12 protein-coding genes are annotated in these 12,306 nt (G+C 42.0%); 11 read left to right on the forward strand and 1 reads right to left on the reverse strand.

Going from position 1 to position 12,306, the window contains the following annotated elements; all coding sequences use genetic code 11:
• Positions 1 to 107: 107 nt before the first annotated feature.
• The 6 genes from murC (at position 108) to coaE (ending at position 6,961) form a co-directional block, all read left to right on the forward strand.
• Entirely contained in the window at positions 108 to 1,442 is a 1,335-nt protein-coding gene (gene murC, locus IGJ44_RS07875; RefSeq protein ID WP_005225995.1) for a UDP-N-acetylmuramate--L-alanine ligase, read from the forward strand.
• A 141-nt stretch (positions 1,443 to 1,583) separates the two neighbouring features.
• A complete protein-coding gene (locus IGJ44_RS07880) occupies positions 1,584 to 2,048 on the forward strand; it encodes a MaoC family dehydratase (RefSeq protein WP_074535958.1) in 465 nt (154 codons plus the stop codon).
• A gap of 1 nt (position 2,049) precedes the next feature.
• The gene (locus tag IGJ44_RS07885; protein ID WP_074535957.1) at positions 2,050 to 2,742 is read left to right on the forward strand and encodes a Bax inhibitor-1/YccA family protein; all 693 of its coding nucleotides are present in this window, start codon (positions 2,050 to 2,052) and stop codon (positions 2,740 to 2,742) included.
• A gap of 125 nt (positions 2,743 to 2,867) precedes the next feature.
• Positions 2,868 to 5,513 carry a DNA polymerase I gene (gene polA, locus IGJ44_RS07890; RefSeq protein ID WP_074535955.1) on the forward strand — a complete coding sequence of 882 codons (2,646 nt, stop codon included), beginning with the start codon at positions 2,868 to 2,870 and terminating at the stop codon, positions 5,511 to 5,513.
• A 15-nt stretch (positions 5,514 to 5,528) separates the two neighbouring features.
• Complete coding sequence (mutM, locus tag IGJ44_RS07895; protein ID WP_167827303.1) at positions 5,529 to 6,371, forward strand: DNA-formamidopyrimidine glycosylase; 843 nt, start codon at positions 5,529 to 5,531, stop codon at positions 6,369 to 6,371.
• Positions 6,368 to 6,961: a dephospho-CoA kinase gene (gene coaE / locus IGJ44_RS07900; protein ID WP_167827302.1), complete on the forward strand. Its 594-nt coding sequence runs from the start codon at positions 6,368 to 6,370 to the stop codon at positions 6,959 to 6,961. Before mutM ends, coaE begins: the two co-directional genes overlap by 4 nt.
• A gap of 173 nt (positions 6,962 to 7,134) precedes the next feature.
• Here coaE and IGJ44_RS07905 read toward each other — a convergent pair whose 3' ends face one another.
• Positions 7,135 to 7,914 (reverse strand): ABC transporter ATP-binding protein, encoded by a 780-nt coding sequence (locus IGJ44_RS07905; RefSeq protein ID WP_270267020.1) that lies wholly within the window; start codon positions 7,912 to 7,914, stop codon positions 7,135 to 7,137.
• Between the two features lie 168 nt (positions 7,915 to 8,082).
• Between IGJ44_RS07905 and IGJ44_RS07910 the strand changes: the two genes are divergently transcribed.
• The 5 genes from IGJ44_RS07910 (at position 8,083) to dnaI (ending at position 12,304) form a co-directional block, all read left to right on the forward strand.
• A complete protein-coding gene (locus IGJ44_RS07910; RefSeq protein WP_016609515.1) occupies positions 8,083 to 8,421 on the forward strand; it encodes a hypothetical protein in 339 nt (112 codons plus the stop codon).
• Between the two features lie 248 nt (positions 8,422 to 8,669).
• Complete coding sequence (locus IGJ44_RS07915) at positions 8,670 to 9,311, forward strand: FusB/FusC family EF-G-binding protein (RefSeq protein WP_015509634.1); 642 nt, start codon at positions 8,670 to 8,672, stop codon at positions 9,309 to 9,311.
• A gap of 203 nt (positions 9,312 to 9,514) precedes the next feature.
• Complete coding sequence (nrdR, locus tag IGJ44_RS07920) at positions 9,515 to 9,985, forward strand: transcriptional regulator NrdR (RefSeq protein WP_005226004.1); 471 nt, start codon at positions 9,515 to 9,517, stop codon at positions 9,983 to 9,985.
• Between the two features lie 13 nt (positions 9,986 to 9,998).
• Entirely contained in the window at positions 9,999 to 11,375 is a 1,377-nt protein-coding gene (locus IGJ44_RS07925; RefSeq protein WP_167827300.1) for a replication initiation and membrane attachment family protein, read from the forward strand.
• A complete protein-coding gene (gene dnaI / locus IGJ44_RS07930) occupies positions 11,375 to 12,304 on the forward strand; it encodes a primosomal protein DnaI (RefSeq protein ID WP_005226006.1) in 930 nt (309 codons plus the stop codon). The genes IGJ44_RS07925 and dnaI overlap by 1 nt, the downstream gene beginning before the upstream one ends.
• Positions 12,305 to 12,306 lie beyond the last annotated feature (2 nt).

Raw genomic sequence — 12,306 nt, forward strand, 5'->3', positions numbered from 1 at the left:
TGCTATTTTTTTCATTTTGTATGATAATGTAGGTCGTGTGACAACCTGATATTTGTCAATACACGCGTTTTTTTACGACGCGGATTTGAGAAAAGAGGATTATAATAATGGAAAATCAAAACAAAATACATCATTTTGTTGGAATCAAAGGTTCCGGTATGAGTTCATTGGCTTTGATTCTGCACGAAAAAGGCTACCAAGTACAAGGCTCTGATGTGGAAGAATATTTCTTCACTCAACGTGATCTAGAAAAAGCAGCAATCAAATTGTTGCCTTTTGATAAAGCAAACATTCAACCAGAAATGGTCATTATCCAAGGGAATGCTTTCCCTGACACCCACGAAGAAATCGTACGGGCAAAAGAACTTGGTTTAGAAGTTACTCGTTATCATGACTTTATTGGCCAATTCATTCAGCCCTATACGAGTATTGCGGTGACTGGTTCTCACGGGAAAACCAGTACGACAGGATTGCTTTCTCATGTCTTAAGCGGCATCCGTCCAACAAGTTTCTTGATTGGCGATGGTACTGGTCATGGGGAACCTGATGCGGAATTCTTCTCGTTTGAAGCTTGTGAATACCGTCGTCATTTCTTAGCGTATTCACCGGATTATGCAATCATGACCAACATCGATTTTGATCACCCAGACTACTTCCACTCGATCGAGGATGTCTTCTCAGCCTTTCAATCGATGGCAAGTCAAGTGAAAAAAGGCATCTTTGCTTTTGGTGATGATGAATACTTGCGTAAACTTGAAGCCGATGTCCCAATCTACTATTACGGCGTCAACGATAACGACGATGTCCAAGCAAAAAATATTGAACGCACCACCCAAGGTTCAGAGTTCGACGTCTTCATCCATGGTGAAAATATTGGCCATTTTGTCTTACCAGCGTTTGGTCAGCACAACATCAACAACGCATTAAGTGTGATCGCTGTGGCTTACAAAGAAGGATTGGATATGAAAGAAGTTGCTGCTGAGATGATTTCATTTCCTGGAGTGAAACGCCGCTTTAGCGAAAAAATCGTGGCGGATATGACGATCGTGGACGACTACGCCCACCATCCTGCAGAAATCAAAGCAACGATCGATGGCGCTCGTCAAAAATATCCAGAGAAAGAAATTATTGCTGTCTTCCAACCACATACCTTTACCCGCACGATCGCTTTGATGGATGAATTTGCGGAAGCATTGGATCTTGCAGACCATGTCTATCTATGTGACATTTTTGGATCTGCTCGTGAATCACGAGGAGATGTTAAAATTGAAGATCTAGGCAAGAAAATCCAAAAAGGCGGAACTGTGATCAAAGAAGAGAACGTATCTCCGCTATTGGATCATCAAAATGCTGTCGTGATTTTCATGGGAGCAGGCGATGTGCAAAAATTTGAAACAGCCTATGAAAAACTATTAAGCAATACAACTCGTAACGTATTGTAATCAAAGACTCTTGTGGCGTGTTTGCTGCAAGAGTTTTTTACATCTGAAGTTTTTGCAAAAGCAGCACCGCGAACTTGCACTTTTGTCGGCATCTGATAGAATATACTCAGATGAAACTATTCTTTTTGGAGGAATTAAATTTTGAATATAGGGAAACCGCGAAAAATAGGAAAAAGTATTGAAGATATCGAGGAAGGCGATTCGTTATCCTTAACAGAATCGATCGAAGACAATCAACTGCTGTTATATTTAGGGCTGACTAATGATGCCAATCCTTTGTATATACAACATGACTACACACAAAAAACTGAGTACCAGCGTCCCATCGTACCATCCATTATGTTGATGGGGATCATTACCAGTGCCGTATCGAAACATTTGCCTGGTCCTGGCTCTCATGTAGTCAATTTTTCGGTAAACTTTATTGAACCTGTATATCATTATGAAACGTTGACCTTTGAATTCGAAGTGATCAAAGTGGATAAAATGAAAGACGTGGTAACTATTTCGGTTGAAGCGATCAACATAGAAGATCATCGTATTTTAGATGCTGTGGTCATGGTCCAGCCGCCAAAAGCAGTAGCAGAAAATGAGGAGGAACAATAAGATGAATAATTTAAATAATGAAACCGTCCAAGCCCAAGGCTTAAATCGCTTTTATTCAAAAGTGTATTTATTCTTCGGTGTTGGGCTTGCGATCAGTGCGATCTCAGCCTATATATTTGGGGAAGTCTTTCAAGCGCAAACCCTGCAATTTATCAGCAACTTTCCGCTAGGATTTACTGGTCTTTGGATCTTACAGATCATTCTAGTTATTGTATTAGGGGTGAAGGCGCAGAAAAATCCGTCCTTGACCGTTGCTGGCTTTTTAGTCTATTCGCTCTTGAATGGATTGACCTTGTCTGTGACACTGATGATCTATGACTTTGGATCGATCGTGGGAGCATTTGTTTCAGCAGCTGTCACTTTTGGTGTCATGTCAGCATTTGGGATCATGACTAAACGTGATCTAAGTGTGGTTGGTCGTATCGGCTATGGTCTGTTGATTGGGATCATCATCTCGACGCTCTTGAATGTATTTATTTTACGCAGTCAACCGGTTGACTTTTTCTTATCGATCGTGACCGTCTTTGTCTTTATGGGGATCACCGCTTATGACAATCAGCAAATCCGCAATGTATACTTCGCAACGAATGGTGGCGCAAATACAGGAGTGGCCGTTTTCATGGCATTACAACTGTATTTGGACTTTATCAACTTATTCCTTGCGTTATTGCGAATCTTTGGAAAAAACAACTAAAAAAAGTGCGAGGAAACTCGCCTTTTTTTTTGTATAAAATGAGAGAGAAAACAAAGCAATTCATCGCTTTTGTGCCCGTTCTTTGATAGAATAAAGAGGAACTTTTTGAGAAAAGGAGTAATCAAATGCCAAAAAATAAATTACTACTCGTTGATGGAAATAGTGTGGCTTTTCGCGCGTTTTTTGCGTTGCATAATTCATTAGAACGGTTTAAAAATGCCAATGGGCTGCACACAAATGCCATCTATGCGTTTCATACTATGTTTGAAAATGTGATGGCAAAAGAACAGCCAACACATGTTTTAGTGGCTTTTGATGCTGGAAAAACCACCTTCAGGACAGCGATGTATGAAGACTATAAAGGCGGACGTTCAAAAACCCCTGGGGAATTTAAAGAACAAATGCCTTACATTCGCGAATTGATCAACGCGTTAGGTGTTCAATATTACGAATTAGATAACTATGAAGCCGATGATATCATTGGCACATTGGCAAATAAAGTCGACAAAGAGCTATTTGATGTCGTCGTTTTATCTGGTGATCGCGATTTGACCCAGCTGGCAACGGAGCACGTGAAAGTTGACATTACGGTCAAAGGAGTTAGCGAAATTGAAAGTTATACGCCCGCTCATGTGGCTGAAAAATATGACGGCCTAACGCCTTTACAAATCATCGACATGAAAGGACTAGCCGGCGATGCTTCCGATAATATTCCTGGTGTCACCAAAATTGGTGAGAAGACAGCCATCAAGCTATTGAAAGAATATGGCTCTGTTGAGGGGATCTATGAACACATCGATGAAATGAAAAAAAGCAAGATGAAAGAAAATTTGATCAATGATCGTGAGATCGCCTTTCTTTCAAAACAATTAGCAACCATTGATGTGGATGCGCCCATTGAGGTCGATGTTGACAAACTGAAATATGAAGGCAAAGATTTAGAGAAGTTAGTGCCATTCTACCAAGAAATGAACTTTAATAGCTTCTTAGATAAGTTGCAGATTACAGCTGAACCAGTTGAGATGGAAGACATTTTGTTTTCCGTCGTTGAAGAAGTAACGGAGGATATGTTCCAAGGAGACATGGCATTGTATGTCGAAATGATGGGGGATAACTATCATTTGGAAGACATCGTCGGTGTTGCTTGGGGCAATCAAGAAAAGATTTATGTCAGCAATCGTGAAGAATTGTTTGAAAGTCCAGTCTTTACCGATTGGTTAAAAGACGAGAAACGTAATAAATTCGTCTATGATGCCAAACGCACGTACGTGGCGTTAAACCGGTACACGACAGCACCAAAAGGAATCGCTTTTGATGTTTTATTGGCAGCTTATCTTTTAGACACGAATGATACGAATAATGACATCGCAGGTGTTGCCGCTCACTATGGCTATGATGCGATCCAATCGGATGAAGCGATTTATGGAAAAGGTGCGAAAAAAGGTCTGCCAGCGGATGAGGAAGACTTCTTTGCTCATTTAGCCCGTAAAGTAGCAGCGATTACGAACCTAACACCAAAGCTTACGGAAGAATTGGCAGCGAAGAATCAAACAGCGCTATTTGAAGAAATGGAATTGCCTTTATCAATGATTTTAGCTGATATGGAGATTACTGGAATCAAAGTTGATGCGTCTCGCTTGCATCAGATGAAGGGCGAATTTGCACAACGGTTGCATGAAATTGAAGAAAAAATCTACGCCGAAGCTGGAGAAACCTTCAACTTAAACTCACCGAAACAACTGGGTGTGATTTTATTTGAAAAAATGGGCTTACCAGTTATCAAAAAAACCAAAACTGGCTATTCGACAGCAGTCGATGTGTTAGAACAACTAAAAGAGCAAGCACCGATCGTTGAAGACATTTTGACTTATCGTCAAATCGCTAAGATCCAATCAACCTATGTAGAAGGCTTATTAAAAGTGATCCAAGGGGATGGCAAAGTCCATACACGATATGTACAAACCTTGACCCAAACTGGTCGATTAAGTTCAGTCGATCCGAACCTGCAAAACATTCCGATTCGTTTAGAAGAAGGTCGAAAGATCCGTGAAGCCTTTGTGCCGCGAGAAGCTGATTGGGTGATCTATTCTTCTGACTACTCTCAAATCGAATTACGAGTGTTGGCACATATCTCAGATGATACTCATTTGAAAGAAGCCTTTATCGAAGGTCAAGATATCCACTCAAGCACAGCGATGCGAGTCTTTGGTATCGAAAAAGCAGAAGATGTGACACCAAATATGCGTCGTCAAGCCAAAGCGGTCAACTTCGGTATCGTTTATGGTATTTCCGATTATGGCTTATCCCAGAATCTAGGAATCACCAGAAAAGCCGCCCAACAATACATTGATACGTATTTTGAAAAATATCCTGGTGTGAAAACGTATATGGAGGATGTGGTTCGTGAGGCGAAGGACAAAGGGTACGTTGAAACTTTGTATCATCGCCGTCGTTACCTACCTGATATCAATTCGCGCAATTTCAATATTCGGACTTTTGCTGAAAGAACCGCCATTAATACACCGATCCAAGGCAGTGCGGCGGATATCTTAAAGATTGCCATGATCGATTTGGCGAAACGTTTGAAAGAAGAAAAATTAGCAGCAACGATGCTGCTGCAAGTACACGATGAACTAGTCTTTGAAGTACCTGAATCTGAATTGCCTCGTCTTGACGCTTTAGTGAAAGAAGTGATGGAGCAAGCCGTTGCATTGCATGTCCCTTTACTAACAGATAGCAATTGGGGCAAAACATGGTACGATGCAAAATAAATGAGGTGAACAGAGGTGCCTGAATTACCAGAAGTTGAAACGGTCCGCAAAGGACTTGAAAAACTTGTTTTAAATAAAACGATCGAATCGGTCGAGATCCTTTGGCCGCGAATCATCGAAAGTCCTGAAGTGCCGATCTTTTCGGCACTGTTGAAAGGGCAACGTTTTGAAAAATTTGAACGACGTGGAAAATTTTTGATTTTTAAATTGACAGATTGTGATCTGATCTCTCATCTACGAATGGAAGGTAAGTACGAGTATTTTGAGTCAGACCCGATTGTCGATAAACATACACATGTCATTTTCCATTTTACGGATGGCAGTCAGTTAAATTACCATGATGTAAGAAAATTTGGTCGTATGACTTTAGTGGATAAAGACCAAAGCGCAGCCTATAAAGGCATCATGCAATTAGGTCCTGAGCCTAAGCCTGAATTGTTTTTATTGGAAGCATTTGAGCAAGGATTGAAGCGGTCTAAAAAAGCCATCAAACCCCTTTTGTTAGATCAAAAACTTGTGACTGGTTTGGGCAATATTTATGTAGATGAGGCGCTATGGCAAGCGAAGATCCATCCTGAACAACCAGCAGATTCGCTCACCCCAGCAGAAGCCAACGTGTTGCATCAAGCGATCATCGATGTCTTGGAACGCGCCGTTGAAGCAGGGGGGACAACCATTCGGACCTATCTCAATGCATTGGGCGAAGCAGGAAAATTCCAAATGTCATTAAATGTCTATGGCCAAACGGGCAATCCTTGCGGGCGATGCGGGACACCAATCGTCAAAACCAAAGTTGCCCAACGGGGGACGCACTTTTGTCCTCAGTGCCAAAAATTGCATGTGAGGTCCAGCAAATGAGCTTTGTCTTAGGGGTCACTGGCGGGATCGCCACTGGGAAAAGTACCGCAGTCGCGCATTTTCGCTCACTGGGCTTACCGATTATTGATGCCGATATCATCGCCAGAGAAGTCGTTGAACCGAATACGGAGGGCTTGCAGGCGGTGACGCAAGCCTTTGGTCCGCAGATTTTGACCGATGACGGGCACCTGGATCGGCAAACCCTCGGTGCCCTGATATTTAATGATCCAGAAAAACGTCGCTTGCTGAATCAGACGCTGTCGCCATTTATTCGACAAGAGATTTTGTCTCAGATCGAAGAAAAAAGGCAGCAAGTGCCCTTGTTGATCGTTGACATTCCTTTGCTTTATGAAGCCGACTACGACCAATACATGGATCAAACCGCAGTCGTTTATGTGCCAGAAGCGATTCAAAAAGAGCGGTTGATGGCACGTAATCAATTGAGTGAGCAAGACGCGCAACAACGAATCGACAGTCAGCTTTCCATTGAGAAAAAGAAACAACGGGCCGATATTGTCTTTGATAATCAAGGAACGATTGCCCAACTCAATCAGCAGATCGATGATTGGCTAGCATCCTTAAACAAATAGATAAGACAGCAGGTTCCCTTCAGCAAAAGGGAACCTGCTATTTGTCTTTCAATAGCAAACCTAGCCCTATCATTTCCAAAAACAACTGGCGCTGAAACACGTCGGAAACTGTTTGGTTTGGAAAGTAAGACGATCGTGTATGAATGGTTAAACATCAAAGTACCAGCCCAGATTTATTTTGGGGTCACGATCACGCGATTGCTGGAAAAGGGGTGAAGAACGATCGGCTGATCATAAAAAGAGGTGAGAACCTCCTCAGTAAAAATCGTCTCTCGTTGACCAGCGGCGTGGACTTTGCCGTTTTTTAACATCAGCAAATGAGTGAAAATCGGTAGTAGCTCTTCCGTATGATGGGTAACGTAAAGAAGAGTCGGCGTATTCGGCAGCTGTGAAAAAACCTGAAGACGGGTTAGCAGTTCTTCTCGCGCAAATAAATCAAGGCCCGTACAAGGTTCGTCCAAAATGAGGATCTCTGGTTGTGCCATCATGGCCCGTGCGATCATGACAAACTGTTTTTCCCCTTGAGAAAGGACGTGATAGGAACGATAGATCAGATGCGACAGACCTAAGTCAGCCAAAAGCGCTTTTGCTTGGATTAGCTGCTCTTCTTCGTAGGACTCATAAAGACCAATACTGGAATAAAGCCCCGAAAGAACGATCTCTTCGGCAAGATCGCGACCATAAAACTTGCTTTGCAGCGCTGAACTGACCCAACCAATGCGCCGTTGAAGATCGGGCACAGACGTTTTTCCGTAACGCTCACCTAAGACCGTTCGTTGACCAGAAGAAGGCCATAAACTTCCCGTGATCATTTGGAGTAATAAACTTTTGCCAGCACCATTCAGACCTAAAATCGCCCAATGCTCATTTTTTTTCACTTGCCAATTGATCGCTTTTAATAAATAGTTCTTGTTGCGAACGAATGAAACCTGTTGGAAATCGAGGATTGTCATCTATTGTCGAACCTTAAACAGGTTCTTCACCTCCAGTTGTATGAATATTCAGAAAATAATCGCTCATATTATAGCATAAAGAAAAACAATTTGCTGACTGTTTGGTATCGCATTCATATCTTTTGTCAGAAATCAGAATGCTTGTTATGATGAAACTATACAGGAGGGATGATAACTATGGGTACTTTTAAAGATGAAAAAGATGTGATCGTTGGCAAAGCCAAAGAAAAAATCGGTGAGTGGACCAACAATGAAGAACTTGCCCACTCTGGGAAAGAACAAGCACAAGAAGGTCAAATCAAGAAAGAGCACGATCAAAAACGAGTCAATGAACTAGATGATCAAAATGATGAGCGTGATGCCCGCAATGATCGAACCACCCCTGAAAATGTCAGCAGCGAAGAACTATTGCGAGCTGAAAATCCCGATGCAAATAAAATTTCTTCGAATGATCGACGGGATGCAGACCAGCTGAAGCATTACACAGGAATTGAAGATAAATTATAAACAAATATGGATGCCTTCGTCTTCTAGACGAGGCATTTTTTGTTAATGAGATCAAAGAGAGGTTGAAAGAGAACCACCTGCACAGTTGACAATTGCTCAACCTCTCATTATAATCCATTAAGATCGCATGGAAAGCAGCAAAGAAATTGGGAGGTGGTCATCAAATGCTTATTTATGCATTGTGTACGACTGTCAAGAAAGTAGAACAGCCGCAATAGGAAACGGAAAATTAGAAAGAAGGCTTTTTTATGATCGAACCTTACCAATTTCATTCAATTAAACATCAAGTATACCAATTAGTACGAACGTATCAATCGGTCAATGATCCTCGAACGATCAAAACGGTTGAAACGATGACAAAAGACGCCATAGAACAATTTTTTCCTGAAGAAGAAACAGCGCCACGTGAAATTTTAGCTGCTTTCTTTCAACCAGGGATGACGATCAGTCGCAGCAATGAGCTGTTAACAGAGCTCAAAGAGTACGTCCGACCCTTTCAGGTACCGACAACAAAACAAATTGAAAAAATGTTTCGGAAAGTAAAAAAACTAAAAATACCTGATTTTGCTTCCGTTGATTTAAAAGAGACCACCTATCTTTCTTGGGATGATATCGGTAGTCAAAGTAAGTTTATGATCATTGCCACTGAGCAGGGCTTTACAGGACTTCACGGTCATGTCTCAACCGAGGTCAAGAAAGGAATCTGTCCCTTGTGTCAGCATGAGGGGAATGTCTCGATGTTTCTTTCTTTGACAAAAAGCAATGGAGATGGAACGTATACCAAACGGGGGAACTATATTTGCCGGGATAGCCAACGGTGCAATCAGCAGATGGAACAGCCAGCAAATTTGCATGACTTTGTTTCTTTGCTGCAAATGAAAGATAAATAACGAAATGAAACGGCAGAAAGATTTCTGCCGTTTTTTCAAATTCAAAAAAACAGTAGTTATAACATTATTTAAATTTTGTATTAAATGAACAGAATAAACCACTTTGGCTATTGTACCAACGGATTTCATGTTATAATTAATCATAGAAACCGATGACTTTACGTAAATACGTAAGCGCATAAGAGAGAAAATGAGGTGGAACTATGCAATGTCCAAAATGTCATCATAACAATTCTAGGGTAGTTGATAGTCGACAAGCCGATGATGGACGTGTGATTCGCCGCCGTCGTGAATGCGAAAATTGCGGCTATCGCTTTACAACATTTGAACGTATCGAAGAGGCACCCCTACTTGTGATTAAGAAGAATGGTGCCCGTGAAGAATTCAATCGAGAAAAAATCCTAAGGGGTTTGATTCGTTCTGCTGAAAAACGACCAGTGACAATGGATCAGATGGAAACGATCGTCGATCATGTGGAAAGTCGTGTTCGTGCTCTTGGTGAAAATGAAATTTCTACAACACAGATTGGTGAGTATGTGATGGAAGATTTAGTTGATTTAGACGAGATCGCTTATATCCGTTTTGCCAGTGTCTATCGCCAGTTTAAAGACATGTCAGTTTTCTTGAAAGAACTACAAGACATCGTCGAAAAAGCGAAAGAACCACAAGAATAGAGGGGGACAACAAGTGGGCAATAGTTTACCGAATCAATCGTACAAAGTGTTCAAAAGCCGTCCACTTACAACGGAAGGGAAAGACGCCCTCATTTATTTGTATCAACCAATTATTGAAAGTGATGCTTTAGCGTTGTATTTGACACTCGCAAGCGATGTCCAAGCCCAAAGCTTTTCTGGCGAGGAGTCGATGACGACCGTGCATCTAGATATCTTGAATGCCATGAATGCGGGAATGCCTCGCTTCATAAAAGCCAAGCAAAACTTAGAGGGCATCGGCTTGCTAAAGTCTTATGAGAAAGCAGATGCTCAAAACGGGAGCTCGTATCTGTATTGGTTGCAAGAACCGGTCCATCCAGCAGCGTTTTTTCAAGATGAATTGTATGCCTATCTGTTGTTGGAAAGAGTCGGGGAGCGTAAATTTAATCAGCTGGTCAAGCTGTATCAACCAAAGCAGTGTTCCTTGACCGATTATCAGGAAGTGACTCAATCCTTCTCAGCCGCCTATGGGTTAAATACCGCACGTTTTGCTTCACATGAAGAAACGTTACAGGCAGTCAGTGATTCTTTTCAAGAAACCAAAGCGAACTTGGTGCTTGACGAAAACCAGTTGGATTGGGACTTTCTTTTATATGAAGCGCAGCGTCGGTATATCCGTGCCGCTAATTTCACGCCAAGTTTTCGACAAAAGTTAGTTCTATACCATTCTTTATATGGCTATGATGTGTTGGAATTGTTGGATTTGATGGCGGACAATGTTTCTTTGACAACAGGCGAGGTGGACCAGAAGAAGCTGGAACAAGCTATCATGAAGAAATCACGGCAAACATTCACGAAAATATCAAAAAGAGAAGATCCCCAAGCGGAAAGTCAGTTGCGCCGCTTCAATACCTTAAAACAGAATGGTTTTTCAGAAAATGATGTCTTATTGATTCAAGAAAGTGAGAACAATGCACCGATCGCTTTTCTCAAGGCGATCAAAGCGGAGAAGAACAGTTTCATGACGGATTCAGAACAATGGCTGATCAAGAGCCTTGTCGAACGGTCACCATTGCCAAATAGTGTGATCAATGTTCTGGTTCATTATGTCTTGGTGGTCCAAAACAATGCCGCTTTGTCAGGGAATTATGTGAACAATATCGCCGCCCAGTGGTCAGAATTAAAAATTGGCACGGCAGAAGATGCCATCAAACATGTTCGGAGCCTTGTTCGAAGTGCCAAGGAAAAACGCAGCCGACCACAAACCAGCGGCAAAAAAATCATTCGCGAAGAAAAGCTGCCTTCTTGGGCTGAAAAACCAGTGGAAGAGACAGCCTTAACGCCAGAGCGACAAGCAGAATTAGATAAAAAACTGCAAAACTACTTGCATAAGAAAGCTGGTGACAAGTAATGGAAGATGTAGGGAAAAACTTAGGAAAACTATTGGATAAACGCAATTACCGTGATCAGTTTTCAGCAATGATGGCAGAGGTTTTACAAGATCCTGATGTCAAAGCGTTTATTGCCGAAAATGAAGAGGTATTGACCGAAGCAGATATTCAAAAAAGCTATGCGAAACTGTATGAGTTCGTCCAAGAAAAGCGGAAATTCCGCATCAATGATCCATCCATGATCGCACCGGGCTATGAGCCGCGCTTAGCGTTAAATTTTCATTTTATTGACGTCACCTATGTACCAACGAAAGAACTACTGGCATATCAGAAACAAGAAGAGATCCGCAGCCGCATCAAAGCGATGGATATGCCTAAAGATATACAAGAAGCAAGTTTTGCAGATTATCAGCAAACGCCTGGCCGAATGGAGGCCATCGCAGCTGCCGTTGATTTTATTAGTGAGTTGACAGCCAATCCACAGGAGTTTCATAAAGGACTTTACTTTGTGGGGAGTTTTGGAATCGGAAAAACGTATCTGCTTGGCGCGATCGCCAGAGATTTAGCGGAGGCAGGCTACACGACGACATTGGTTCACTTCCCGACATTTGCAGTAGAGATGAAACAAGCAATCGGCAAAGATCAGGTGGGGGATAAGCTGAATGCAGTGAAAAAAGCCCCAATCTTAATGATGGACGATATCGGTGCGGATGCGATGAGCAGTTGGATTCGTGACGAAGTCTTCGGTGTGATTCTACAATACCGAATGCAAGAGCAACTCCCGACGTTCTTTACCTCGAATTTTACCATGCATGAGTTGGAGCAGCATCTTTCAGTAACGCAACGCGGCGAATCCGAACCATTGAAAGCCAAACGTATTATGGAGCGTATTCGTTACTTGACACAAGAGATCCAAATGACGGGCAAAAATCGACGAAATGATGCCTAAAA

This window comes from Enterococcus sp. DIV1368d (genome assembly GCF_050542975.1).
GTDB lineage: Bacteria > Bacillota > Bacilli > Lactobacillales > Enterococcaceae > Enterococcus_D > Enterococcus_D casseliflavus.

What these genes read in the sequence shown, in the direction of transcription:
- IGJ44_RS07915 (WP_015509634.1), top strand. Translation starts at nt 8,670, where the DNA reads ATGATCGAACCTTACCAATTTCATTCAATTAAACATCAAGTATACCAA.
- IGJ44_RS07910 (WP_016609515.1), top strand. Translation starts at nt 8,083, where the DNA reads ATGATAACTATGGGTACTTTTAAAGATGAAAAAGATGTGATCGTTGGC.
- coaE (WP_167827302.1), top strand. Translation starts at nt 6,368, where the DNA reads ATGAGCTTTGTCTTAGGGGTCACTGGCGGGATCGCCACTGGGAAAAGT.
- IGJ44_RS07885 (WP_074535957.1), top strand. Translation starts at nt 2,050, where the DNA reads ATGAATAATTTAAATAATGAAACCGTCCAAGCCCAAGGCTTAAATCGC.
- polA (WP_074535955.1), top strand. Translation starts at nt 2,868, where the DNA reads ATGCCAAAAAATAAATTACTACTCGTTGATGGAAATAGTGTGGCTTTT.
- dnaI (WP_005226006.1), top strand. Translation starts at nt 11,375, where the DNA reads ATGGAAGATGTAGGGAAAAACTTAGGAAAACTATTGGATAAACGCAAT.
- nrdR (WP_005226004.1), top strand. Translation starts at nt 9,515, where the DNA reads ATGCAATGTCCAAAATGTCATCATAACAATTCTAGGGTAGTTGATAGT.
- IGJ44_RS07905 (WP_270267020.1), bottom strand. Translation starts at nt 7,914, where the DNA reads ATGACAATCCTCGATTTCCAACAGGTTTCATTCGTTCGCAACAAGAAC.
- murC (WP_005225995.1), top strand. Translation starts at nt 108, where the DNA reads ATGGAAAATCAAAACAAAATACATCATTTTGTTGGAATCAAAGGTTCC.